The sequence below is a fragment of the Pedobacter glucosidilyticus DSM 23534 genome, assembly GCF_000425145.1.
In the GTDB taxonomy this organism is placed as follows: Bacteria; Bacteroidota; Bacteroidia; order Sphingobacteriales; family Sphingobacteriaceae; genus Pseudopedobacter; species Pseudopedobacter glucosidilyticus.
Window position 1 is genome coordinate 84448 of record NZ_AULF01000003.1, and the last position, 23670, is coordinate 108117.

General features: G+C 33.5%; 28 protein-coding genes and 1 tRNA gene. 13 read left to right on the forward strand and 16 right to left on the reverse strand.

Annotated features, from left to right (window positions below; translation table 11 throughout):
* Positions 1-201: 201 nt before the first annotated feature.
* Positions 202-663: a DUF1801 domain-containing protein gene (locus H510_RS0100420; protein WP_026902496.1), complete on the reverse strand. Its 462-nt coding sequence runs from the start codon at positions 661-663 to the stop codon at positions 202-204.
* 176 nt (positions 664-839) lie between these two features.
* On the opposite strand from H510_RS0100420, the gene H510_RS0100425 reads away from it, so the two are divergent.
* Positions 840-1040, forward strand: coding sequence for a hypothetical protein (locus H510_RS0100425; protein ID WP_026902497.1), 201 nt, complete (start codon positions 840-842; stop codon positions 1038-1040).
* The gene (locus tag H510_RS0100430; protein WP_026902498.1) at positions 1041-1310 is read left to right on the forward strand and encodes a type II toxin-antitoxin system RelE family toxin; all 270 of its coding nucleotides are present in this window, start codon (positions 1041-1043) and stop codon (positions 1308-1310) included. It begins immediately after the preceding gene.
* A 5-nt stretch (positions 1311-1315) separates the two neighbouring features.
* Here the strand turns inward: H510_RS0100430 and H510_RS0100435 are convergent.
* The 5 genes from H510_RS0100435 to H510_RS0100455 form a co-directional block, all read right to left on the reverse strand.
* Positions 1316-1398, reverse strand: a tRNA-Leu gene (locus H510_RS0100435).
* 43 nt (positions 1399-1441) lie between these two features.
* The gene (locus tag H510_RS0100440) at positions 1442-2203 is read right to left on the reverse strand and encodes an MBL fold metallo-hydrolase (RefSeq protein ID WP_026902499.1); all 762 of its coding nucleotides are present in this window, start codon (positions 2201-2203) and stop codon (positions 1442-1444) included.
* On the reverse strand, positions 2200-2475 hold the full coding sequence (locus H510_RS0100445) for a hypothetical protein (protein ID WP_026902500.1): 276 nt from the start codon (positions 2473-2475) through the stop codon (positions 2200-2202). The genes H510_RS0100440 and H510_RS0100445 overlap by 4 nt, the downstream gene beginning before the upstream one ends.
* 3 nt (positions 2476-2478) lie before the next feature.
* The gene (lolA1, locus tag H510_RS0100450; RefSeq protein ID WP_026902501.1) at positions 2479-3123 is read right to left on the reverse strand and encodes an outer membrane lipoprotein periplasmic chaperone LolA1; all 645 of its coding nucleotides are present in this window, start codon (positions 3121-3123) and stop codon (positions 2479-2481) included.
* Positions 3124-3138: 15 nt separating this feature from the next.
* Entirely contained in the window at positions 3139-5736 is a 2598-nt protein-coding gene (locus H510_RS0100455; RefSeq protein ID WP_026902502.1) for an FtsK/SpoIIIE family DNA translocase, read from the reverse strand.
* A gap of 163 nt (positions 5737-5899) precedes the next feature.
* Here H510_RS0100455 and H510_RS0100460 point away from each other — a divergent pair, with 163 nt between their 5' ends.
* Positions 5900-6550 carry an ankyrin repeat domain-containing protein gene (locus tag H510_RS0100460; protein WP_026902503.1) on the forward strand — a complete coding sequence of 217 codons (651 nt, stop codon included), beginning with the start codon at positions 5900-5902 and terminating at the stop codon, positions 6548-6550.
* Here H510_RS0100460 and H510_RS20450 read toward each other — a convergent pair.
* The 3 genes from H510_RS20450 to pyrF form a co-directional block, all read right to left on the reverse strand.
* Positions 6547-6768 carry a PspC domain-containing protein gene (locus H510_RS20450; RefSeq protein WP_026902504.1) on the reverse strand — a complete coding sequence of 74 codons (222 nt, stop codon included), beginning with the start codon at positions 6766-6768 and terminating at the stop codon, positions 6547-6549. The genes H510_RS0100460 and H510_RS20450 overlap by 4 nt on opposite strands.
* 4 nt (positions 6769-6772) lie before the next feature.
* Positions 6773-8053 carry a DUF2851 family protein gene (locus H510_RS0100470; RefSeq protein ID WP_026902505.1) on the reverse strand — a complete coding sequence of 427 codons (1281 nt, stop codon included), beginning with the start codon at positions 8051-8053 and terminating at the stop codon, positions 6773-6775.
* Between the two features lie 71 nt (positions 8054-8124).
* Positions 8125-8955: an orotidine-5'-phosphate decarboxylase gene (gene pyrF, locus H510_RS0100475; RefSeq protein ID WP_026902506.1), complete on the reverse strand. Its 831-nt coding sequence runs from the start codon at positions 8953-8955 to the stop codon at positions 8125-8127.
* Between the two features lie 231 nt (positions 8956-9186).
* Here pyrF and rho point away from each other — a divergent pair, with 231 nt between their 5' ends.
* The 3 genes from rho (at position 9187) to purS (ending at position 11841) form a co-directional block, all read left to right on the forward strand.
* Positions 9187-10779, forward strand: a complete 1593-nt coding sequence (rho, locus tag H510_RS0100480) for a transcription termination factor Rho (protein ID WP_026902507.1) — start codon at positions 9187-9189, stop codon at positions 10777-10779.
* Between the two features lie 81 nt (positions 10780-10860).
* Complete coding sequence (gene pssA / locus H510_RS0100485) at positions 10861-11535, forward strand: CDP-diacylglycerol--serine O-phosphatidyltransferase (protein WP_026902508.1); 675 nt, start codon at positions 10861-10863, stop codon at positions 11533-11535.
* A gap of 51 nt (positions 11536-11586) precedes the next feature.
* A complete protein-coding gene (gene purS, locus H510_RS0100490; RefSeq protein WP_026902509.1) occupies positions 11587-11841 on the forward strand; it encodes a phosphoribosylformylglycinamidine synthase subunit PurS in 255 nt (84 codons plus the stop codon).
* Here the strand turns inward: purS and H510_RS0100495 are convergent.
* Together H510_RS0100495 and folK are read right to left on the reverse strand one after the other, a co-directional pair.
* Entirely contained in the window at positions 11838-12209 is a 372-nt protein-coding gene (locus H510_RS0100495; RefSeq protein ID WP_026902510.1) for an Hpt domain-containing protein, read from the reverse strand. The two genes, purS and H510_RS0100495, sit on opposite strands and share 4 nt — an antisense overlap.
* Positions 12210-12213: 4 nt before the next feature.
* Positions 12214-12708, reverse strand: coding sequence for a 2-amino-4-hydroxy-6-hydroxymethyldihydropteridine diphosphokinase (folK, locus tag H510_RS0100500; RefSeq protein WP_026902511.1), 495 nt, complete (start codon positions 12706-12708; stop codon positions 12214-12216).
* 79 nt (positions 12709-12787) lie between these two features.
* Between folK and sppA the strand changes: the two genes are divergently transcribed.
* A complete protein-coding gene (gene sppA, locus H510_RS0100505) occupies positions 12788-14548 on the forward strand; it encodes a signal peptide peptidase SppA (protein ID WP_026902512.1) in 1761 nt (586 codons plus the stop codon).
* Between the two features lie 93 nt (positions 14549-14641).
* Here the strand turns inward: sppA and H510_RS20040 are convergent, their stop codons facing one another.
* Positions 14642-14806, reverse strand: a complete 165-nt coding sequence (locus H510_RS20040; RefSeq protein WP_155977756.1) for a hypothetical protein — start codon at positions 14804-14806, stop codon at positions 14642-14644.
* 95 nt (positions 14807-14901) lie between these two features.
* Here H510_RS20040 and H510_RS0100515 point away from each other — a divergent pair, with 95 nt between their 5' ends.
* The 6 genes from H510_RS0100515 to H510_RS0100540 are packed head-to-tail and all read left to right on the forward strand — an operon-like array spanning position 14902 to position 20118.
* Positions 14902-16581 carry a DNA polymerase/3'-5' exonuclease PolX gene (locus tag H510_RS0100515; protein ID WP_026902513.1) on the forward strand — a complete coding sequence of 560 codons (1680 nt, stop codon included), beginning with the start codon at positions 14902-14904 and terminating at the stop codon, positions 16579-16581.
* A gap of 19 nt (positions 16582-16600) precedes the next feature.
* Complete coding sequence (gene rfaE1, locus H510_RS17950) at positions 16601-17593, forward strand: D-glycero-beta-D-manno-heptose-7-phosphate kinase (RefSeq protein ID WP_051290981.1); 993 nt, start codon at positions 16601-16603, stop codon at positions 17591-17593.
* Between the two features lies 1 nt (position 17594).
* Complete coding sequence (locus H510_RS0100525) at positions 17595-18149, forward strand: D-sedoheptulose 7-phosphate isomerase (RefSeq protein ID WP_036691442.1); 555 nt, start codon at positions 17595-17597, stop codon at positions 18147-18149.
* Between the two features lie 6 nt (positions 18150-18155).
* Positions 18156-18635: a D-glycero-beta-D-manno-heptose 1-phosphate adenylyltransferase gene (gene rfaE2 / locus H510_RS0100530; RefSeq protein ID WP_036691444.1), complete on the forward strand. Its 480-nt coding sequence runs from the start codon at positions 18156-18158 to the stop codon at positions 18633-18635.
* Between the two features lie 11 nt (positions 18636-18646).
* Complete coding sequence (locus H510_RS0100535; protein WP_026902516.1) at positions 18647-19621, forward strand: glycosyltransferase family 9 protein; 975 nt, start codon at positions 18647-18649, stop codon at positions 19619-19621.
* Complete coding sequence (locus H510_RS0100540) at positions 19618-20118, forward strand: SixA phosphatase family protein (protein ID WP_026902517.1); 501 nt, start codon at positions 19618-19620, stop codon at positions 20116-20118. Before H510_RS0100535 ends, H510_RS0100540 begins: the two co-directional genes overlap by 4 nt.
* Here H510_RS0100540 and dprA read toward each other — a convergent pair whose 3' ends face one another.
* From dprA to H510_RS0100560, 4 genes are read right to left on the reverse strand one after another with little or no spacing between them, the layout of a single operon-like run.
* Entirely contained in the window at positions 20119-21207 is a 1089-nt protein-coding gene (gene dprA / locus H510_RS0100545; protein ID WP_026902518.1) for a DNA-processing protein DprA, read from the reverse strand.
* A 24-nt stretch (positions 21208-21231) separates the two neighbouring features.
* Positions 21232-21864 (reverse strand): 16S rRNA (guanine(527)-N(7))-methyltransferase RsmG, encoded by a 633-nt coding sequence (gene rsmG / locus H510_RS0100550; RefSeq protein WP_026902519.1) that lies wholly within the window; start codon positions 21862-21864, stop codon positions 21232-21234.
* The gene (locus H510_RS0100555; RefSeq protein ID WP_026902520.1) at positions 21854-22468 is read right to left on the reverse strand and encodes an RNA polymerase sigma factor; all 615 of its coding nucleotides are present in this window, start codon (positions 22466-22468) and stop codon (positions 21854-21856) included. Before H510_RS0100555 ends, rsmG begins: the two co-directional genes overlap by 11 nt.
* Entirely contained in the window at positions 22459-23580 is a 1122-nt protein-coding gene (locus tag H510_RS0100560) for a glycosyltransferase (protein ID WP_026902521.1), read from the reverse strand. The genes H510_RS0100555 and H510_RS0100560 overlap by 10 nt, the downstream gene beginning before the upstream one ends.
* Between the last annotated feature and the right edge of the window lie 90 nt (positions 23581-23670).

A 23670-nucleotide genomic window follows, 5' to 3' on the forward strand; every position in this document is an offset into this window, starting at 1 on the left:
ATTAATGAAAGTCTATTTTAAAAAAATTAATGTATTTAAAATTATAAAAATTACAAAAAATAGCTTTAAATAAATTTTAATAAGAAACTTTTTGTAATTAAAATTACAAATAACAGTTACAAAAGAAATTGTAACGTTTGCGCAAAATCTAGATAGATTTATAGTGTTAAAAGTATAAATTTGTATTAATTAAAGTAGTGGCTACCCTTTCTTGTATATGCTTTCATAAATTTTAACCCAATCCTTTACACTCATTTTTTGTACAAGCTCAGCTATTAAAGTAAAAGGAATTTCACTAATTTTCTTAAACCTGATACAACTTTTCCCCATGTCTAATTTAGCTTTACTATGTTGAGGGTAAGCTTCTTTAAACCATTGCAATAGATTTTCATCAGCATATAAACCCATGTGGTAAAGTGCTATAAAATTCTTTTGAGATGCCAAACTTATGAAAGGTAAAGGTAATTTAGGGTCGCAATGGTAGCCATTTGGATATAAAGAATGTGGTACAACAAAACCTATCATCCCATAGCTCATTTCCTCGGTATATCCTTCTGGTAAGTTACCCAGAATGGTAGTTCTTAATTTCTGCATCACCTCTTGTCTTTCTAAAGGTAATTGAGCAATGTACTCGTCTGGGTGATGTGGGCTTGTTTGGGCCATGAAACTAATTAAAATAGGTTTTAACAAAATTATATAGAATTAATTATAGCTCAAAATTGTATAAACAGCGATAAAATATAGTATTGATCATCATCAACGATGTATAAGTGTTATCCATTTCAATTGGTTAAATATTAAAATAAATTATTGCTTATATTTGTATAAATACTACCCAAATGGCTGCATTAATAATAGAAAGTAAAAACCCCGAAAATTTAAAGATATTAGCTTCTCTTGCAAAAAAATTGGGAGATAATGTAAAATCCATTTCTACAGATGATTTGGAAGATTTATTATTTGGAGAAATGATGCAAAAAGCCGAAACTGGTAAATATGTTTCAAAAGAAGTTTTGTTTAAGAAAATTTCTGAAGATTAAATGGATTTAAAAATTGATAAATCTTTTATAAAAAGTCTTGATAAGCTTAAAGTTTCAGAAATTAAACTAAAATTAGAAAAAATTCTCACTGAACTTGAAAACGCAAAATCACTTACTCAAGTTAAGCAAATAAAAAAATTACAGGGTTATAAAGACTATTATCGTATAAAATCTGGAGATTATCGCATAGGTATAAGGTTACTAGACAAAAATACTATAGTTTTAATTACCATAGCTCACAGGAAAGAAATCTATAAAGTATTTCCTTAAAAAAGTACCCAGGAGCAGATTCGAACTGCCACGCCCATAAGGCGCCACCCCCTCAAGATGGTGCGTCTACCAATTTCGCCACCTGGGTATATGCTGCAAATATAATTTTTTATTTAAAAATCAGACAAGCTTTAAATATTAATACTTAAACCATCATAAGCCAATTTGATACCTTTAGGTAATAATAAGCTTACTTCATCATGCAAGCCTAATCTATGACTGATATGCGTAAAGTAAGTTTCCTCAGCTCCAATCAACTCGGCAAAAGCAATAGCCTCATCCAAAGTAAAATGCGAGATATGTCTTTCTTTCTGCAAAGCATTTATCACCAATATTTTGCTCCCTTTTATCTTAGCTATCTCCTCTTCTGAAACTGTTTTCGCATCCGTAATGTAAGTAAAATCCTTAATTCTGAAACCTTTTACAGGGAGCTTATAATGCATTACCTCTATAGGTAAAAGTGCTATATCGCCCACCATAAAAGTCTCATCATGAATGGTGTTTAAATTTACTAACGGAACCCCAGGGTATTTAAAATCAGAGAAAACATAATAAAACTCGCGTTTAAGCGCATGCTGAACTTGTTCTGTAGCATAAACCTCCATAGCAGCTTGTTGCTTATAGTTAAAAGCTCTAATATCATCCATACCGGCAATATGGTCTTTATGCTCGTGTGTAAAAACTACCGCATCTAAGTGCTGAATTTGGTTACGCAGCATTTGGTACCTAAAATCCGGACCAGAGTCTATCACCAAAGTGGTTTCATCAGAACTTACCAAAATGCTACTACGCAAACGTTTATCATAAGCACTCGAAGAAGTACAAACTTCGCAACCGCAAGCAATTACCGGAACTCCTTGCGATGTACCTGTGCCTAAAAACGTGACTTTCAAAATTGTAGTTTGGTTTGTTTTAACGAGTAATAAAATTGTTTCTGCTTATCGCTTAAATGGCTATCCTCTAACTCTAAGCCTTTAATTAATTCTGCCAAAGCATTTATCTTACTTTCTAAATTGGAGAACTTATTTACAACCACCATTTTACTGGTTTCTATAATACAAAATCCGGTTTTAAAATTACCCTTCTCGTACCTTACTTTGTAGCCAAAATCTTTTAAAAGATTTTCTAATTTTTCTAATGTGTGCTGGGTGATGCTTAAAGACATAATTTATCTTAAATCAACTACTTCAACGCCTGGATATTTTGCTGCTTCAAATGTAAATAAGCTAGGTGATACTTTTACATTAGGTACAAAAGTTTGGATGGTATAAGCGTAAATATTACCATTTTTATCAAAAACAGAGAAAGAATATAACTGTTTGCTTTGCTTATCTATTTGTAATTTAATTTTAGAAAAAGACCTGTTGCTAAGCGGAGCCAGCTCTATATTATGCAAAATTTTAGCTCCGGCTTTTACATCACCGGTATACACATATTTAAAGCCTTTTTCGTAAATGGTAAAAATTTGTGCCGGGTTTAAAGCATCAGGACTATTATCAATCTCGCTAACCTGTACCTCTTTATCCTCTTTCAGATAGGTCCATTGTACCTTACCATCAGAAATAAGCTCTTGTGAAGGCAAAATAGCTTTAAATTTATTGGTTTTAGATTGTATGTATAAAGTTCCCTTTTGGTTATCACGGGTGTTGTTTTGCCTGTTTAGATAAGAATAAGTAAAATCTGCTTTCACCACATTATAGCTCCTAAATTTCTTACTTACGTCGGTTAAAATAGCTTTTGCTTTTGCATCTGGCTGGGCAAAAGCACCCTTAAAAACAAATAATAAAACAGCAATTAACAGGCTTATCTTCATCTTCAACATAAAATTTTATTTGTTCATATTATCCAAGAACTGTTCCAAAGCATATTCATCAGGAATTAAAACCTCTCTCGCTTTGCTTCCTTCAAAAGGCCCTACTACCCCTGCAGCTTCTAGCTGATCTATAATTCTACCGGCTCTATTATATCCTAATTTAAGCTTACGCTGGATTAAAGACGTAGAACCTTGTTGATGCATCACAATTAAACGAGCAGCATCTTCAAACATAGGGTCGCGGTCTGATGGATCAAAATCTTTCACACTACCAGGGTCGCTATCATCTCCAACATATTCAGGCAATAAATAAGCCGATGAGTATCCTCTTTGGTTACCAATAAACTCGGTTACCCTATCTACCTCTGGCGTATCAACAAAAGCACATTGTAAACGAATTAAATCGCTACCGGTAGATAATAACATATCTCCTTTCCCTATCAGTTGGTCTGCACCTCCAGAATCTAAAATGGTTCTCGAGTCTATTTTAGAGGTAACCCTAAAGGCCAACCTTGCCGGAAAATTGGCTTTAATAGTACCTGTAATGATGTTTACCGATGGCCTTTGTGTAGCTAAAACCAAGTGGATACCAATAGCTCTGGCTAATTGTGCTAATCTGGCAATTGGTGTTTCTACCTCTTTTCCTGCGGTCATCATTAAATCTGCAAACTCATCTATCACCAAAACAATAAACGGTAAAAAGCGGTGTCCATTGTTTGGGTTTAGCTTACGCTTGATAAATTTCTCGTTATACTCTTTTAAATTTCTTACCCCCGCATCTTTCAGTAAATCATATCGCTGATCCATCTCTACACACAAAGAATTTAAAGTATGGATAACTTTTTTTGTATCGGTTATGATAGAATCTTCTTCCCCAGGAAGCTTAGCCAAGAAATGTCTTTCTATCTTTCTAAACAAACTTAACTCCACCTTTTTAGGGTCTACCAATACCAGTTTTAGCTGCGATGGATGCTTCTTATAAAGTAAAGAAACCAATATGGTATTAATACCTACAGATTTACCTTGCCCAGTTGCCCCAGCTACCAACATGTGTGGCATTTTGGCTAAATCGGCAATAAAAACTTCATTAGAGATAGTTTTACCTAAGGCAATAGGTAAATCCATCGTAGTATTTTGGAATTTTTCTGTAGCGATGATAGAACGCATAGAAACCATTTCCGGGTGCTGGTTAGGAACCTCAATACCAATAGTTCCTTTTCCTGGCATTGGTGCAATAATCCTGATACCTAAAGCAGCTAAACTTAATGCAATATCATCCTCTAGGTTTTTAATTTTAGAGATACGTACCCCCGGTGCAGGGATTATTTCATATAAAGTAACCGTTGGACCAATAGTAGCCTTAATTTTTTCTATCTCGATATTATAGTTATTAAGGGTCTCAACAATTTTATTTTTGTTTGACTCTAGCTCTTCTGCGTCAACAGAAATTTTATTGCTACCGTATTGCTCTAATAAATCTAAAACTGGATTTTTATACGAAGAAAGCTCTAATGTTGGGTCAAAAGCACCAAATTGTTCTACCAATTCTTCTGCTTTAGCTTCCTCTGGTGTTTTTTCTACCATCAGTTCTACTTCTTCCTCTGGCTCTGTTACCGTTGGTATAATGGTTTCCAAATCCAGATTAGGCGTATTTCTTATCGGCTGTTCTTTTAACAACTGATTTATAGGTGTTTCGAACTCCTGAACAATATTTTCTTCTTTTGGTTCTTCTATTTCTATAGAAGCTTTTGTTGGGATGATGACTTCCTGTTGTTGCCTCTTTGTGTTTAGTGGGAACTCCACCGGCTCTGATGGATATTCTTCTTCAATTTCTGGTTTTGCAAATCTGATGTTTGCGATATCACCTTCTTCCTCCAGCTCTTCTTCTATTTCTTGTTCTTGATGAGCTTTAATTTTTTTCTCTGGTAAATTAAAATCAATATTGTAAGCAATAACCAAAGTACTTAAACCAGCAAATGCCAATAAGCCGCCCACACCCGCAGAACCTATTTGCGCAACCAATATTTGATTGAGATAAAATCCAAACTCTCCTTCTAAAAAGTGAGGATATTCTGCAATAAAATGATGAAAATAGGCAATAAACAAAGAAGTATAAACTAGCAAGAAGAAACTATAGCCAAAAACTCTTGATACAGGAAAAAGTACTACCTTAAACAGCAATCTGTAGCCTAAAACAACAAAAATGAAGATGAATAAGAAAGAAGCGATACCAAACCACTTATAGATAAATTGATGGGCCAATAACGCACCCAATTTACCAGCCCAGTTTTGTATATCAGGGTTTAAAACTCCGTTTGAAGCTAATTCTTCGGCTGTTTTAAACAAATTTGTCCAGCCGCCATTGGCATCACTTACATAACTTTGGTCTTCTTCCCAAGTAAATAAATAAGAGCTAAAAGCTACAGCAAAATATATAGCTAATAGGAGTAAAAACAAACCTACAATCTTTACAAAACGGTCATTATTAAAACTTATGGCCGGAAAATACTCTTTCTTTTCCTTTTTATAGGGCAAACCTCCCTCTGCATCGGCAGCCGGCTTTCTCTCCTCTCTAAACGTATTGGTTTTAAACTGATTTCCTCTTATGGGCATTCTTATAAGTTTTACTTCAGGAACAAATATAATTTAAAGCAAAAGCTTTTATAAAATTATCAGCTTTTTATTTAGAATTTATCATCATCTAAATTTAATTATCCAACTATTTGTTGGAAGTTAAAAAATTATGCACTAATATTATTCTTTATTAGATAGAAACATGCAGCATTACGGCTTAGAAGATTTAATAATAAAAGACAACGAAGAGGATATTAAAGCTTATTTAGCGCAAAACCCGCTTGCTTTAAAAGAAGAAACTAGTCTTGGCGTATCTCCACTTATGTTAGCCTGTTACTATAAAAAACATCGTCTTATTAAATTATTTCTTGATTTTTCTGATGATATCAGTTTTTTTGAAGCTTGCTCTGCCGATAAATTTGATACTGTAGCCCATAAAGTATTCCAAAATCCAGATATTATAAATGATTTTTCTGAGGATGGTTTTACAGCTTTAGGTTTGGCTTGTTATTTTGGTAATGAGGAAATAGCCCGCTATCTGGTTTTAAAAGGTGCAGATGTAAATTTACCTGCCAATAATACATATAAAGTTCTCCCTTTACATTCTGCTGCGGCAGGCAACTATACCAACATCTGTCGTATGTTACTAGAAAATGGTGCTGCTGTAAACGTGGTACAACAATCTGGCATCACTCCTTTACACTCTGCTGCACAAAATGGTAATATAGAACTTATTATTATGCTATTAGAAAAAGGTGCACATGTAGATGTTAGAATGGAAGGCGGCAAATTACCTGCCGACCTTGCCCGGGATAAAGGTTTCTTAGAAATAGCAGAGATACTAGGTGTTTAAATATCCCAATATTTTAGCCTTATTTTTCTTACGTAACTGCGTATATCTAAAGTAAATGCAGCTAAAAAATAAAATATAATAGGAAAACCTACAGCTAAAAAAGAACTGTAAATAAAAAACAGTCTTATTTTGGCAATGGAGATATGGAACCGCTCACCCAGATAGGTACAAACCCCAAAAGAATGCCTTTCAAAAAAAGTAATCATACGTTGAAACATGTTTTTACACTTTTAAAATTTTAATTCCAATCCCACAATTTAAGCATTTTTTTTCATCACAATAGTATTTTTTTAATTGTATAACCGCCTGTGATTCAGAAGCACTATCAATTTTAAGTCCAATATTGGTAAAATTATCGATAATAACATTTTTTTCGGCCTTAACGTTCTCTAGTAAAGTAGTTGCATAATCAACAAATTTAGGATTTGATATTTGCTTTCCGTAGTTAAACAACAAAGGTGCTATGGTATTAATTAAGATATGATTAACCGACGCGTCACCAATGTTTCTTGATGCTTTTACCGCTTCTTCATCAAAAAGATAATGATTTGCCCAATAAGGATGAACGTTTAAATCACTAAACAACACTTTTAAAGCTTTTACATCTGATGTTGCTGTTACTTTAGAAAATAAATGCTGAGATTGATTAATTAAAGCTGCAAACTGTGCCAGTCTAATGGTTGGAAAATTATCTGGTCTTGTTTTAGAAAATTTCCATACCGATGGTTCTAAAGGATTTAATTGATATTTCTGGCGAAGAAAATCAAATTCTGCTTTTAACTTTTTCGGATATTCATCCCGATAACGCTCATGCAACAAACCAGACATCCCAAAAATTAAAGCTTCTATTTGTAAACTGTTTTGTTTATGCTTGGCCAAAATTTGCTGAGGAAGATTTTTTGCCAACAACTCAAAAGGCAAACTATTTACTTTAAAACCAAAACTTCTTGCTAAGCCTATATAAAAAGTATCTTCCCAACTCCCTTTTAATTGCTTGTGCAGGGCTTCAAAATAAGCCGATTTCTCTTCCAACCTTTCTACCACCATCCTATCTAACCATTGCTTGATATAAAATTCATCAACCAATTTAAGCTGCTCAGCACAAGGAATTGACTCATTACTGCAAGCTAATCCTTCTATTTTTTGGATGGTTGCTTCTTCAACCCTATGTTTTAAAACTAAAGTTGGGATATAAGTTCCATCACTGCGTTGTATGGCTGTATCATCATCCCAAACCACATGTAAAACAACATTATCATAAGCTTTATCATGCTGGTGTTGATGTTTCAACCAGTCTGATGAAGATAAATGAATTTCTACTGTACCTGCCCAAAGCGTATTGCCTATTTTTATTTTGGCATCATAAAAATCCGGGCCAGCATCAACATTGATATTGCCTGGATGAATTATTTCTACCTGTTCTCCTTTAACAGTCCTTAAATCATGAAAATTAAACAGTCTAAACCTCCATATATAATGAAGAATTTTCTCATAGTGAAGCATAGTTAAAATTAAGATTTTTATTTTTAATTGAAATAAGTCTCTTAATTTCTAACGCTAAAAATTTTTATTGTTTAACTGATACCTATTTTTTGCAGCTCGGCAGCCATTTCTTTTTGTACCAATAAGGCTTGTGCTCTTGCTGCTTCTGCAAAATCTTCTCCGTTTGATGCATAAATAATAGCTCTGGAAGAGTTAACAATCAAACCGCAATCAGCTGTTATCCCGTATTTACAAACATCGGCTAAAGAACCTCCTTGTGCGCCAACACCTGGCACCAACAAAAAGTGATGGGGAGCATGTTTTCTGATTTCTAAAAAAGCTTCTCCCCTGGTAGCACCAACTACATACATCATATTTTCATCTGTTGCCCATTCCTGTGATTTTTTGATAACATGCTCAAAAAGCATCACATCATGATCTTTTAAGCGCTGAAAATCATGACTTCCCTCATTAGATGTTAAAGCTAGTAAGATTGTCCATTTACCTTTAAAATTAAGAAATGGACTTACAGAGTCTTTACCCATATAAGGTGCAACTGTTACCGCATCAAAACTCATTTCAGAGGCGCTTTCATCAAAAAAAGCTTTTGCATACATAGAAGATGTATTGCCTATGTCTCCTCTTTTGGCATCAGCTATAGAAAAAGTATTTTTAGGCAGGTACTGGTAAGTTTTAATCAAAGATTCCCAACCTTTTAAACCATTACACTCATAAAAAGCAGTGTTAATCTTGTAAGAGATACAAAGATCCGCTGTAGCATCAATAATTTGTTTATTAAATTCTAAAACTGGATTATCGTATCTGTGTAAATGCTTAGGAATTTTGGTGATATCTGTATCGAGGCCAATACTTAAAAAAGATTTTTTTGATTTTATTTCTCTTATAATTTCTGCTTTGTTCATGACCTCTTTTGGTTTTGGCTGCAAATTTGTTAAAAAATAGCTAAGTATTTGAAAAAATAATTGCAAAAAAATTTGAACTTAAAAAATAAATATCTACAATTGCAGAGAAATCTCAATTTATCCTTGTCTACGGATTTTTTTTAGTTTTTCTAATATCAAATCTTAGAAATCTTAACAAAAGCTTAAGGGGTAAATTCTAACAATAAAATCCTTGAACATAATTCATTTTGAATGTTTGATATAAACGAATTGAACGATAAGCTTGTTTCAGAGCTACGTGAAATCGCAAAAAGCTTTGGAGTAGATAATACCGAAGAATTGCGTAAAGCAGAATTGATTACAAAAATCAAAGAACAACACGAACTTATAAATGCTGCAAAATCGGCAGGTTTAGTGGAAGATGCAGTTGTAACAGAAGAAAAGCCTAAAAAAAGAGCTCGTACAGTTAAAGCCGCTCCGGTTGAGGTGAAATCTAAAAAAGATTTAAGTCCGGCACAAGAAGTATCTTTATTTGATCATCCAGAGCAGCCCGTTAAAGCGGAAAAAGTAGCTGTAGAAAAAGCTCCTAAAAAAGAAGTTGAAGCAGAAGTAGCTGTAGCAGAAAACACAGAAACTATTTCTCAGGAAGCTAAAGCTGATCAAAAAAATCAGAAAGATAGATTACCTAATACCAACGGAAGACAAAGAGCTCAAGAATCTGCCTTTGATTTTGATAATGTGATTACCAATGAAGGTGTACTAGAAATTATGCCTGATGGATATGGTTTTTTAAGATCTTCTGACTATAACTACCTAACCTCTCCTGATGATATTTATGTTTCTCAATCACAAATTAAACTTTTTGGTTTAAAAACTGGCGATACCGTTAGAGGCAGTATAAGACCACCTAAAGAAGGTGAAAAATATTTCCCTTTGGTAAGGGTAGAATCTATCAATGGTAGAGTACCTGCCGAAGTAAGAGACCGTGTTCCTTTTGATTATTTAACGCCACTTTTCCCTTCAGAAAGATTAAACTTATTCACTAAACCTGGAGATTACTCTACCAGAATTATGGATTTGTTTACACCAATAGGAAAAGGCCAACGTGGTTTAATTGTAGCGCAACCTAAAACAGGTAAAACAAACTTACTTAAAGAAGTTGCCAACGCTATTGCAGCTAACCATCCAGAAGTTTATTTAATTATTTTATTGATTGATGAGCGTCCGGAAGAGGTAACTGATATGGCCAGAAACGTAAGAGCTGAGGTGGTTTCATCAACTTTTGATGAACCTGCTGAAAGACATGTTAAGATTGCTAACATCGTATTAGAAAAAGCAAAAAGAATGGTAGAGTGTGGCCATGATGTAGTTATCCTATTAGACTCTATCACTCGTTTAGCAAGGGCATACAATACTGTAGCACCAGCGTCTGGTAAAATACTTTCTGGTGGTGTTGATGCTAACGCCTTACACAAACCAAAAAGATTCTTTGGGGCAGCCAGAAATATAGAAGACGGTGGTTCTTTAACTATTTTAGCTACTGCATTAACTGATACAGGTTCTAAAATGGATGAGGTTATCTTCGAAGAATTCAAAGGAACCGGTAACATGGAACTTCAATTAGATAGAAAACTTTCTAACAAACGTATCTTCCCTGCTATTGATCTTACAGCTTCAAGCACTAGAAGAGACGATTTATTGTTAGATAAAGAAACGCTACAAAGAGTTTGGATTTTAAGAAACCACTTAGCAGATATGAATTCGCAAGAAGCAATGGAATTCTTACTTACTCAAGTTAGAGGAACAAAATCTAATGAAGAGTTTTTAGTGTCTATGAATAGCTAAATAGAGAAAAAAGATTAAAGAACAAGGAATAAAGACCATAAGTCTTTTATCTTTATTCCTTACTCCTTTATCCTCTAAAAAATGATAAAAAAACACATTCCTAATATGCTAACCTGTGCTAACCTTTTCTCTGGTTGTATAGGAATTATATACGCATTTAATGGCGACCTTAAAACGGTTGCCTTTTTTGTTATACTCTCAGGAATATTTGATTTTTTTGATGGTTTTGCAGCTCGTTTACTTCATGTAAAATCAGCGATAGGAAAAGAGTTAGATTCTTTAGCTGATGTGATAAGCTTTGGTTTTTTACCAGGTGTTATCATTTATCAAATGTTGCAAGGTGTATCCATTCCCTATTTAGCTTATGCTGGTTTCTTGATTACCGTTTTCTCTGCTTTAAGATTAGCTAAGTTTAATGTAGATGAACGCCAAACAGAAGATTTCATCGGTTTAAATACACCAATGAATACTTTTTTAGTTATTTCTTTACCATATTTAGCAGATAGCTTTGCTTTTGTAAGCCAGCCTTGGTTTTTAATAAGCTTAACGCTTATTTTGTGCTGGCTTTTAGTAAGCGAGATAAGATTATTCTCTATGAAAATCAGCAACTTACGCTGGAAAGAAAATCAATATAAATTCATTTTCCTTATTATTTCTGTAGTATGCCTTGCTTTTCTTAAATTTGCCGCCATACCGCTTATTTTAGTTTGGTATATCATATTATCACAAATACATTTTAGTTATTCAAAAAATTAAATTCTTTGGTTAAGTTCGCAACTTAATCAAATATGACCCTTAAACAATAAAATGAAAAAGTTTTTAGCAGAGATTGATGTAATGCCGCTTAAAGAGATTCTTGACCCTCAAGGTAAAGCAGTAACCGGAAGCATGAAAAATTTAGGTCTTCCAGAAATTAGCAATGTAAGAATTGGCAGACATATTACATTAGAAGTAGAGGCAGAAAATAAAGAAGCTGCTTCTGAAAAAGTGGAAACAGCTTGTAAAAAACTTTTAGCTAACCTAATTATGGAAAGCTATAATTTTGAAATAAAAGAAATTTAATTGTCTTGAGCAAGAAGCTCTTGCTTCTTCTCTTCTAATTTAACAAATATAGTTTTAAAGACTTCTTGCATTTGGTTGTGCTTTAAAACTATATTTTCGAAATTCTCTTGCTTACGGGCATTCAACTCTATTTCTGCCATGGTTTCCCTTGCAGATTCTATTCCCATAAAACCTAATGTTGGTTTAATTTTATGTGCTGATTCAGCAATTTTTTGCCAGTTCTTATTTTCAATTGCCTCTTTTAAATTAACCAGATACCCTGGTGTTTGGTCGAGAAAGATATCAATCATCTCCACCATAAATTCTACATTTCCGCTAGCCACTTCTTTTAAATATGAAAGGTCAACAATTATTTCATGATTATCCATGTAATTAATTTAGTTTAAAAGCTGTTTTCTCTACCTGCAACTTATCCTCACAAGATAAATACAAATTCCTCACTGTTTGTTTTAAGCTAGGATGATAAAAATCAGGAATAAGCTCGTTCAATGGGGTTAAAACAAATTTTCTTTGGCCTATATACGGATGAGGAATAATAAGGTTGCTTGAATTTTGAATAAATTCTCCGTAAAACAATATATCTATATCAATAATACGTTCTCCCCAATGTTTAATACGCTCTCTTCCCAAGTATAATTCTATCTGCTGTGTTTTTTCTAATAAAGTTTCAGGAGTAAAATCTGTCTTTACACTTACCACCATATTTAAAAAATCTGGCTGATGGGTATTACCCCAAGCTGCTGTTTTGTAAATAGAAGAACATGCGCCGATATCCCCTACCTGTTTAGCAATTAAAGCAATAGCTTTTTCTAAGTTTTTTAACCTATCTCCTAAATTAGTACCTAAACCTAAATAAACCTGACACATAAATGTTGTAACAAATGAAAACCTTGATTGTCTAAAACTTATATTTGTATTTTACATAGTTAAAACATTAATTCTTTTTATGAAACAATTCTTCAAATTTGTTTTCGCATCTATGTTAGGTTTCTTCCTAACCTTACTCATATTTACAGTTATCCTTATCGGAGGGATTACCGCATTGGTAAGTAGTACAGAGAAAACCGCAGAAGTTAAAGAAAACAGCATTCTTTATGTAAATCTTAATTATCCTATAACAGAGCGTTCAGCAGATAACCCCTTTGAGGATGTTGACTTTGGTCCTATAAAAAGTGAAAAAGTATTAGGTTTAAATGATATCCTAAAAAGTATCAGAAACGCTAAAGAGGATGACAAAATTAAAGGTATTTATCTGGATGTTAGCTATATTTTAACAGGTATGGCAACTTTAGAAGAAATCAGGAACGAGCTGATAAACTTCAAAAAATCTGGTAAATTTATCATTGCTTATAGCGAAGTTTACAGTCAGGGTGCTTATTATTTGGCATCAGTAGCTAACAAAGTTTATTTAAACCCTCAAGGTATATTAGAACTTAAAGGTTTTAGTTCACAAATTAGCTTTTTTAAAGACGCTTTAGAAAAACTAGCTATCGAACCTCAAATTATAAAAGTAGGAACTTATAAAAGTGCCGTTGAGCCTTTTATTCTTGAAAGTATGAGTGACGCTAATAAGCAACAAATGACAGCTTTATTAGGTTCTTTATTCGAAAATTTCACTAAAGGAATTGCCGCTAGCAGAAAAATACCTCAGGATAGCGTGTATGCTATCGCTAATAAATTACAATCTCGTTCTCCTGAAGACGCTGTTAAACTTAAGCTGGTAGATGGTTTAAAATATAAAGATGAAGTTCTTGCTGAGCTAAAAAAACTCACCAAAACAGATTCAAAAGATGATTTAACTACCATTGGTTTATCAGATTATGTTTCATCTATCAAAAATACCAGTACTGCAAAAGACAGAATTGCGGTAGTTTATGCTAATGGTGATATTATGGGTGGTGAGGGTGATGAAAATACTATTGGTTCTGAAACTGTATCAAGAGCATTAAGAAAAGCCCGTGAGGATGACAAAATTAAAGCTGTTGTTTTAAGAGTAAACAGCCCTGGTGGTAGTGCTTTAGCGTCTGATGTTATTTGGAGAGAAGTGGTATTGACTAAAAAAGTTAAACCTATTATTGTTACCATGGGAGATTATGCTGCATCTGGAGGATATTATATTGCTTGTGCTGCAGATTCTATCTTCGCCGAGCCTAATACTATTACGGGCTCTATAGGTGTATTTGCCATTTTACCTAACATGAAAGGCTTCTTTAATGAGAAACTTGGGGTAACGTTTGATGGTGTTAAAACCAGCGAATATGCAGATTTAGGAAACATCTCTAGACCTTTAACCGAGGCAGAAAAAATGCTTCTACAAAAAGAAGTAAACCGTACTTATAATGATTTTACCAAGAGAGTTGCCGATGGCAGAAAAATCTCTCAGCAGTATGTAGATAGCATTGGGCAAGGTCGCGTTTGGACAGGCCAACAAGCAGTAAAATTAGGTTTAGTAGACCGTATTGGGAATATTGAAGATGCTATTAAAGCTGCTGCTAAAAAAGCTAAAATCAAAGAGTATAGAATTGTCAATTATCCTGAGAAGAAAGATGGTCTCCTAGGTTTTCTAGATAAATCTGGTGAAAACATCAAAACCTATTTTGTAAAACAAGAATTAGGCGATAGCTATATTCATTACAAAAACATCAAAGAAATTACCCAAATGAAAGGTATACAAGCAAAAATGCCTTATAATTTGGTGGTTGAGTAAATTTAATATCTTATATAAGTCCTCTTGTTAAAATTTGACAAGGGGATTTTTTATTTGAACTAAAAATTTAAAATTCTTTAGTCGGTAAAAAGCTTATCTCCACTCATCTCTTAATTTATTTTGCCACTCCATAGGATCTACATCTAACTTCACTGTTCCAGCAAATTTTTTGATGTTATTTTTTTTCTTCGCAACAACAGTATTTATCTGCTTTTTAATCTCCTCTAGAGGAGTTCCTTTGTTAATAATAGTTACCATAATCAAATATACTAATTTGGTATTTCAAAATGCAGCGCATTATTTTCTATTGTTTTGCTTCATTATCTTACCTTTGATATCTTTTTTAAAACAACATGGAAAATAAAGAGATATCTAAAACCTTAAAGCTATTAGCGCAATTGATGGAGCTTCATGAAGAAAATCCATTTAAAATAAAATCTGTTGCCAATGCTTCTTTTAAGGTTGATAAACTTCCATTCAAATTAAAAGATAAAGCCCAAGATGAGCTCGATAAAATAGATGGTATCGGAAAAAGCATCGCTACCAAAATTATAGAGATCTTTAATACTGGAGGTTTAAAGGAATTAAATGATTTGGTTACTATTACCCCTATCGGGATTTTAGATATGCTCAGCATCAAAGGTTTAGGGCCTAAAAAAATCATCATCATCTGGAAAAGTTTAGGTATTGAAAATGTTGGCGAGCTCTATTATGCTTGTAATGAAAACCGTTTAATAGAGGCAAAAGGATTTGGCTTAAAAACTCAAGAAGAAATAAAAAAAGCTATTGAGTTTAAGATGGCAAGTAATGGTCGTTTTTTATATGCCCGTTTAGAACCTATCGTTACACAATATCAAAACTTACTGATTAAACTAAGCAATGCTACTAAAATATTAGTAACCGGAGAGTTTAGAAGGAAGTGTGAGATTATTGATGAGCTCTCATTTATCATCGTTAATGCAGATTTTAAACTTTTCACTGATAAAATTCAACAAATAGAAGGTATCTCCAATCTTGAAATTACAGATAACAGCATCAGATTTAAAGACGAGAACAGCTTAAGCATAAAATGCTTTGAAGCAGATGAAACTACTTTAGCTTATCGTTTGTTTGAAACTACAGGTGTTGAGGCTCATGTAGAAAAAGTTAAAGCACTTTTACCTGATCATTCAACAGCCTATACTTCAGAAAATGTCATTTACGAAGCTGCGGGCTTAGCGTATATAGAACCAGAATTAAGAGAAGATTTTAACGAAATAGTCTTAGCTCAAAATAAACAACTACCTTCTTTAATTACTTATGCAGATTTAAAAGGCACCTTACACAACCATAGTACCTGGAGTGATGGTGTACATAGTATTGAAGAAATGGCAGTTTATTGCAGAGACACCTTAAAACTTGAGTATTTAGGCTTGTGCGACCACTCTAAAACAGCCGTTTATGCTAGCGGTTTAAGTATAGAACGTGTTCTACAGCAACATGAAGAAATAGAAAAGTTAAACCAAAAATTAGCTCCTTTTAAAATTTTCAAAGGTATAGAATCAGACATCTTATCAGACGGAAGTTTAGATTACCCTGATGAAATCCTTGCAAAATTTGATTTTGTTGTGGCTTCTGTACACTCAAACCTAAAAATGGATGAAGAAAAAGCTACTCAACGTTTAATAAAAGCTATTGAAAACCCATATACTACTATTTTGGGCCACCCAACAGGTCGCTTATTATTGAGCAGAAGCGGTTATCCTTTAGATTATAAAAAAATTATTGATGCCTGCGCTGTAAACCAGGTAGTTATAGAAATTAATGCAAATCCTCTACGCTTAGATTTAGATTGGAGATGGCATCAATACGCATTAGAAAAAGGAGTTTTATTAGCTATAAATCCAGATGCACACCGTAACGAAGGTTTTTACGACATGAACTATGGCGTATATGTAGCTAGAAAAGGTGGTTTAACTAAAGAAAAGTGCCTTAATGCTTTTGATTTAGCCAGTATCAATACTTACTTCAAGAATAAAAAACAAACGCTATAAAAACATCTTTTAGCTATATTTGAATCAAAGAGAAGAAATGCTTTCCAAGAAATTATCAGATTTAAATCAACAAAAAACACCTCATATATTGGTTATTGGCGATGTCATGTTAGATCATTACATCTTCGGAAATGCTAATCGTTTATCGCCAGAAGCGCCTGTTCCGGTAGTAAATGTTAAAAACGAGTCTAAAATTATTGGAGGTGCAGGTAATGTTGCTAACAACATTACAGCTTTAGGTGGGAAAGTTAGTTTAGCAAGTGTTGTAGGTGCTGATGATTTTGGAAAAGAAATAAAGAACATTCTACAAGATAAAAACATCCATAACGATGCTTTATTTTTTGATGATAGTAGAAGTAGCACCATTAAAACCAGAGTTTTAGCAAGCAATCATCAAATTGTTAGGATAGATAGAGAAAATCTTCATGAAATAAACAGCTTGCTAGAACAACAAATTTTTGAAGCTGTAAAACCTTTGATTTCAGATGCTGATATCATTATTCTATCTGATTATAACAAAGGATTGCTCACCTTCAACCTTTGCCAAAACATCATTAGCTACGCTAATAGTAACTATAAAAAAGTTGTAATAGACCCTAAAGGCATAGATTATAATAAGTATAAAGGAGCTTTTTTAATAAAACCCAATCGTAAAGAGTTATCAGAAACTTCAAGAATAGAGAACATTAATAATCAGGAAAAGTTAAGAGCTGCTGCTGATGTTATTTTCAAGAACACCCATACAGAGCATCTGGTGGTAACCTTATCAGAAGAAGGAATGGCTATCTTAACGCCTCAATCTTGTGAAGTATTGCCTGTGCAAGCTACAGAAGTTTATGATGTTACAGGTGCTGGGGATACCGTAATTGCAACAATGGCTTACTGTTTAGCATTAGGTTTTAACTTGCATGAGGCTTGCCAAATTGCTAATTATGCCGCTGCCATTGTAATCAAATACGTAGGTAGCGCTACCACATCTATAGAAGAAATCATTAGTGAAATAGAAGATTAACATGGTTTTAAACGAGTTAAAATTACACCAAACTACCATCAATAAAGTTATTGAACAATTAGTTCCCGATATTGAAAAAGGCTGCGAGTTAGTTAAAGAAAGCATCTTAAAGGGTCGTAAAATTTTATTGGCAGGTAATGGTGGTAGTGCCGCTGATGCCCAACATATTGCTGCAGAATTTACCGGTCGTTTTGTAAAAGAAAGAAAAGCTTTACCAGCTATAGCTTTAACTGTTGACACTTCTGCATTAACAGCTATTAGTAATGATTATGGTTTTGCAAATGTATTTAGCAGACAAATAAATGCTTATGCACAAGAAAACGACTTATTTATAGCCATTTCTACTAGTGGCAATAGCGAAAATATCATTTCTGCGATACAAGCAGCTAAAAAATTGGGCTGTAAAATTATTGGTCTTAGCGGAAGAGATGGTGGCCAAATGAATGACATTTGCGATTTAAACATCGTAGTTCCTGATGATGTTACTGCAAGAATCCAAGAAATGCACATTTTGATAGGGCATATCTTTTGTAAAGCTGTAGATGATACTTTTTAAAACAGCATGACTATAAACAACAAAATTATAAGCTTAGAAAAAGCGATTGAACTTAGCCAAAAATGGAAAGCTAACGGCGAAAAAGTAGTTTTCACCAATGGTTGTTTTGATTTGCTACACGCAGGCCATATCACTTATTTAAGTGAAGCTGCCGCTTTAGGAACCAAATTAATTATTGGTTTAAATGCCGATAAATCTGTTCAGGCTTTAAAAGGTCCATCAAGACCGATAAATGATGAGAAAACCCGCTCGCTCCTACTAGCTGCCATGCAATTTATAGATGCCGTTGTAATTTTTGAAGAACAAACTCCTCAAAATTTAATCAATCATCTCCTTCCGGATGTTTTGGTTAAAGGTGGGGATTATACTTTAGATAATATCGTAGGCGCAAAAGAAGTGCTAGAAAACGGTGGCAAAGTAAAAACTTTGAGCTTTTTACCGGGCTATTCTAGTACATCAATCATCGATAAAATTAAAAACATCTAAAGCTTTGTCAAATGGTTAAGAAAATTCTAGTGATTCGCTTTAGCTCTATGGGTGATATTATTTACACTACACCTGTTGTACGATGCCTAAAAGAGCAATTGCCAGAAGCAGAAATTCATTTTTTAACCAAACAACAATTCAAATATATCTATAACAACAATCCTTATTTGGATAAACTCCATATCTTAAAACCTAGCTTAAATGAAACTATTGCTGATATCAAAAAGGAGAAATTTGATTATATTATAGATTTACATAATAATCTAAGAACCAGCATTATCAAACTAAGAACAGGTATACCAGCATCAACTTATAAAAAAGAAAGAATTAAAAAATGGCTGGCTTTAAAGTTTAAAAGCGAGCGTTTTATTAATCCTAAGCATTTGGTAGAACGTTATCTGGAAACAGTTGCGTTTTTAGGTGTTAAAAATGATCATAAACCTATAGATTATTACATCAATGGGAGTTATGAGAAAACAGATTTATTACCTTCTTCCCATCAACAAGATTATGTAGCTTTTATAATTGGGGCAACGCATTTTACCAAAAGAATGCCGGTTGAGAAAATCATCAAAACCTGTAAAGAAATAGCAAAACCTATTGTTTTATTAGGTGGCGATGATGTAGCACAAAATGCAAAAACTATAAAGGAAGCTGTTGGAGAAAAAATATTTAATACCTGTGGTAAAATAAACCTAGATCAATCGGTTTATTTGGTTTCACAAGCACACACCGTTATTGGCTTTGATACAGGTTTAACCCATATTTCTGAAGCCTTTAACAAGCCCTTGGTTTCTATTTGGGGAGGTACAACTCCAGAGTTATTGGGTGTATCTCCTTATAAAATTAACGAATCTTTAATTGTTGATGTTGATCTATCTTGCAGACCCTGCTCTAAATTTGGCTTAGAGAAATGTCCACTTCAACATTTTAATTGTATGAACCTGATAAAAGAAGAAGAAATTATTACTTTTAGCAACAGATGAAAAGACTTTTAATTGTAAGACATGCTAAATCAGATTGGGGAGTTACAAATACAAAAGATTTTGATAGACCACTTAACAGCAGGGGCCTATCAAATGCTCCAGAAATGGGTAAAAGATTAGTTTCCAGAACATTAAATCCTCAACAATTAGTTTCTAGTCCTGCTTTAAGAGCCATCACCACCTGTAAAATCATCGCCAAAGAAATTCAATACTCGGAAACAGATATTATACAAGAGCCTAAAATTTACGAAGCTAACCATCAAACTTTACTAAATATTGTGAATCAATTTTCTGATGAACATGATTTTATAGCCCTTTTTGGTCATAATAATGGAATCACAGACCTAGCACTTTACCTCAGTAATGCTGATATTTACAATATCCCAACCTGTGGTATGGTATTACTAGAGTTTCCTTTAGATAGTTGGAAAATGGTGAGTAAAAACACAGGTAATATGGTGCTTTTTGATTATCCTAAAAACCCTTTTGAAGCGTAACTAGTGATTCATTTTATACACTTTACCGGGTAATGATATAATCACGGATTGCATCTCCAAATTTAACAACAACATAGCCAATTTACTCTGGGGCATATCTAATTTAACCTGTAAATCATCTATAGCAATAGCATTATAGTCTTTGATGATAGCTACAATCTTCTCTTCATCTTTAGTTAAATTGGGCAAAATCTGAAGTTGCTTTACTGGCTTTACCTCATCCCTATCCCAGCCCATAATGTATTCCAAATCTTCTACACGGTCTAATAAGTGAGCTCTATTGGTTTTAATTAAGAAGTTACAACCTTCAGATAGCTCATCATCTACCCGACCAGGTACTGCAAAAACATCTCGATTGTATGAATTTGCAATTTCTGCTGTGATAAGTGCACCGCCTGTTTTGGTAGCTTCTACTACCAAAGTAGCATCGGCCATACCTGCTATGATACGATTTCGCTTAGGAAAGTTTTGTTTATCTGGATTAGTTTCTGACCTAAACTCGGTTAGTAAACCACCTTGATGAATCATTTTCTCTGCAATGGAACGATGTAAAGCCGGATAAATCCTATCTAAACCATGCCCCAAAACCCCAACAGTATGAGTTTCATGCTCTAATGAAGCTTTATGTGCTGCTATATCTATCCCATAAGCTAAGCCACTCACAATCAAAAGTTGATGATGTTTTAAGCTACTAATGAGTTGCTCACAAAATTGTTTGCCATAAGTTGTAGCATTTCTGGTGCCCACAATAGCTATAACTTTTTGCTGATTAAGCTTTACATTACCTTTAAAGTACAGCATAGCCGGAGCATCATAACAACTTTTTAAGCGTTTTGGATAATCCTCATCCTGAATAAAAATAGGTTGTATTTTGTATTTTTCTATAAACTTCAGTTCTTTCTCGGCTCTATCAAATGATGAATGATGGATAATTAAATCGGCAGTTTTAGAACCTATACCTGGTATTTTCTCCAAGTGCTGCTTACTGGTTCTAAATATTTCTTCTGGGCTACCGCAATAGCTCAATAAAGTTTTAATGGTAGCATCTCCTATACCTTTTATCAAGGTTAGACCAATTTCATAGAGCATGTTTTAAATAGATTTTGGTAAATATTACTGTGCTGGCAAATAAACTACATATTTAGTTTCAAAAAATTCTTCTTTAAAATAATCTTGCAAAGGGTAAAGCTTTATTTGTTTAAGCCCAGACTCCTGAAGTTCTTGCCTTAAATCTCCACCCTTTAAATAAAGAACCCCATTTTTTAAGCCTTCAGAGTTTTGCTTTTTAAATTTACCCTTTATCCATGGATAAAAATCTTTCAACTGTGTTACAGCTCTGGAAACTATAAAATCAAACTTTTGATTAATCTGCTCGGCCCGGCTATGTATGGCTTTTAGATTTTTTAAGCCAATACCATTTGCTACTTCGTTTACTACTTTTATTTTTTTACCAATAGAATCAACCAGTAAAAACTCCGTTTCTGGAAATAAAATAGCCAAAGGTACACCCGGAAAACCTCCTCCAGTACCAACATCTAATACTTGCTGACCGGGTTTAAAAGCATAAACCTTAGCAATACCCAAAGAATGTAAGATGTGACGCTCGTATAATAAATCTATATCCTTACGACTAATGACGTTTATTTGGGCATTCCAAAAAGAATACAACTCAAACAACTGATCAAATTGTTGTTTTTGGATATCCGATAAATCCGGAAAATATTGAGAGATAATACTAGAATTCACTACCAGGGTCTTTTTTTCTTTTATTCAATATGTTTGATAGTAAGTCTCTTGCTCTAAAGAGTTGAGCTTTTACCGTACCCAAAGGTAAATCTAATTGTACAGAAATTTCTTCGTAAGAGAGCTCATCAAAATATCTTAAGATGATTAATGTTTTGTAACGTATAGGAAGTTTATCTATAATTTCCTTTAACTGCTCTGTTTGTTGCTTTTTAATGGATGATTCTTCAGGATTTAGAACATCACTCTTAATTTCTAAAACCCTTTCTTCTCCTTCTTCATGATTAAAACTATCTAAAGAAGTGGTTTGCAAACGCTTTTTTCTGATAAAATCTATACTGCTATTGGTAGCAATCCTAAACAACCAGGTACTAAAAGCAAAATCGGGCTTGTATTTTTCAATATTTTCAAATGCCTTGGCAAAGGTAGAAATCGTTAAATCCATTGCATCATCCTTATGATTAACCATTTTTAAAACCATAAAGTAGATAGAATCTTTATAACGATGCATGAGCTCAGCATAAGCCTTTTGGTTGCCTGTTTTAGCACTCAAAACCAGATGGTAATCGTTTCTGGCATTTTCCGAAAAGTTTGGATTTATTTCCATACAATTTTCTTTCTAAACAAGCCTCTTATGCTTAAAATGACAAGGTATAAGTAATAAAAAAAATCTAAAATGAATGCCCAATATATTAAATCTTTACTGTGTAACCTAAGCATAGCTTTGTAAAAGATAAAAATTTGAGCTAAAAATCTTAAAAACAGTAAGATACTAATGATAAGAACCTCTATTTGAAACACATAACAGGCTATTAAAAAAGCATAAAATGAAATGGCAGAAATAGCCTGCATGCTTAAACTTTTTTGATGCGATGCTTTATATAACTTACCCGCACCTAAATGCCTTATTTTTTGGTTCCAATAGCTTGCCCAAGTAAGCTTAGGCTCGCTAAGCATAAAAGTTTCTGGCCTTATTTCTATTGCTGTATTGGTAGCCGTAGCGTTTTGATTAACAAATAAATCATCATCACCAGAAGGTATGTGCATGTGGGCGGCAAAACCTTTCCCTTTAAAAAAGAGCGACTTTTTATAAGATAAATTCCTGCCTACACCCATGTAAGCATCTCCCGAAAGGGAAAAAGAAAAATAATTAAGTGCCGTTTGGAACGTTTCATACCTGATGAGCTTATTTAAAAACCCAGCTTTTTTTTCGTACGGAGAAAAACCTAAAACAATTTCTGTTTGTGGATGCAAATAATGCTCGCATATATTTACCAACCAATAATCAGAGGCTGGCTTACAATCTGCATCCGTAAAAACTAGTATTTCATGACTAGCAGCCTTAATACCCAAAGTAACGGCAAACTTCTTTCCTGTTTTAAATCGTGGATGTTCTTCTTTAACAACTACTTTTAAATTTGGATACTGAGCCTGAAACATCCTCAAAATCTCTTCACTTTGGTCTGATGAACAATCATTTACCACTACTACCTCATAATCAATCCCTTTCTGATTAAAGATAAAAGGCAGATTTCTTTCTAAATTATAAGCCTCGTTTCTGGCGCAGATAATTACCGAAACTTTTTGATGGCTAGCATATACCACCTGCGGTATTTTGTAGGTGATAAATCGATGTTGAACAACCCATAAATAATATAATTGTACAACGAAAGCAATTTGTAACAGTATAAGTAAAGAGTAATGTAAATAAGCTTCCAATATGTATAAATAAGTTTAGAAAGTTCTCAAATTTAGCCAAAATTCAAACTTTAGTATAATATAATCATACTTTGTTTAACAAAAACTCAA

Coding starts and splice junctions, on each gene's coding strand:
- H510_RS0100420 (WP_026902496.1), bottom strand. CDS start 663: ATGGCCCAAACAAGCCCACATCACCCAGACGAGTACATTGCTCAATTA.
- H510_RS0100425 (WP_026902497.1), top strand. CDS start 840: ATGGCTGCATTAATAATAGAAAGTAAAAACCCCGAAAATTTAAAGATA.
- H510_RS0100430 (WP_026902498.1), top strand. CDS start 1,041: ATGGATTTAAAAATTGATAAATCTTTTATAAAAAGTCTTGATAAGCTT.
- H510_RS0100445 (WP_026902500.1), bottom strand. CDS start 2,475: ATGTCTTTAAGCATCACCCAGCACACATTAGAAAAATTAGAAAATCTT.
- lolA1 (WP_026902501.1), bottom strand. CDS start 3,123: ATGAAGATAAGCCTGTTAATTGCTGTTTTATTATTTGTTTTTAAGGGT.
- H510_RS0100455 (WP_026902502.1), bottom strand. CDS start 5,736: ATGCCCATAAGAGGAAATCAGTTTAAAACCAATACGTTTAGAGAGGAG.
- H510_RS0100460 (WP_026902503.1), top strand. CDS start 5,900: ATGCAGCATTACGGCTTAGAAGATTTAATAATAAAAGACAACGAAGAG.
- H510_RS20450 (WP_026902504.1), bottom strand. CDS start 6,768: ATGTTTCAACGTATGATTACTTTTTTTGAAAGGCATTCTTTTGGGGTT.
- H510_RS0100470 (WP_026902505.1), bottom strand. CDS start 8,053: ATGCTTCACTATGAGAAAATTCTTCATTATATATGGAGGTTTAGACTG.
- pyrF (WP_026902506.1), bottom strand. CDS start 8,955: ATGAACAAAGCAGAAATTATAAGAGAAATAAAATCAAAAAAATCTTTT.
- rho (WP_026902507.1), top strand. CDS start 9,187: ATGTTTGATATAAACGAATTGAACGATAAGCTTGTTTCAGAGCTACGT.
- pssA (WP_026902508.1), top strand. CDS start 10,861: ATGATAAAAAAACACATTCCTAATATGCTAACCTGTGCTAACCTTTTC.
- purS (WP_026902509.1), top strand. CDS start 11,587: ATGAAAAAGTTTTTAGCAGAGATTGATGTAATGCCGCTTAAAGAGATT.
- H510_RS0100495 (WP_026902510.1), bottom strand. CDS start 12,209: ATGGATAATCATGAAATAATTGTTGACCTTTCATATTTAAAAGAAGTG.
- folK (WP_026902511.1), bottom strand. CDS start 12,708: ATGTGTCAGGTTTATTTAGGTTTAGGTACTAATTTAGGAGATAGGTTA.
- sppA (WP_026902512.1), top strand. CDS start 12,788: ATGAAACAATTCTTCAAATTTGTTTTCGCATCTATGTTAGGTTTCTTC.
- H510_RS20040 (WP_155977756.1), bottom strand. CDS start 14,806: ATGGTAACTATTATTAACAAAGGAACTCCTCTAGAGGAGATTAAAAAG.
- H510_RS0100515 (WP_026902513.1), top strand. CDS start 14,902: ATGGAAAATAAAGAGATATCTAAAACCTTAAAGCTATTAGCGCAATTG.
- H510_RS0100525 (WP_036691442.1), top strand. CDS start 17,595: ATGGTTTTAAACGAGTTAAAATTACACCAAACTACCATCAATAAAGTT.
- rfaE2 (WP_036691444.1), top strand. CDS start 18,156: ATGACTATAAACAACAAAATTATAAGCTTAGAAAAAGCGATTGAACTT.
- H510_RS0100535 (WP_026902516.1), top strand. CDS start 18,647: ATGGTTAAGAAAATTCTAGTGATTCGCTTTAGCTCTATGGGTGATATT.
- H510_RS0100540 (WP_026902517.1), top strand. CDS start 19,618: ATGAAAAGACTTTTAATTGTAAGACATGCTAAATCAGATTGGGGAGTT.
- dprA (WP_026902518.1), bottom strand. CDS start 21,207: ATGCTCTATGAAATTGGTCTAACCTTGATAAAAGGTATAGGAGATGCT.
- H510_RS0100555 (WP_026902520.1), bottom strand. CDS start 22,468: ATGGAAATAAATCCAAACTTTTCGGAAAATGCCAGAAACGATTACCAT.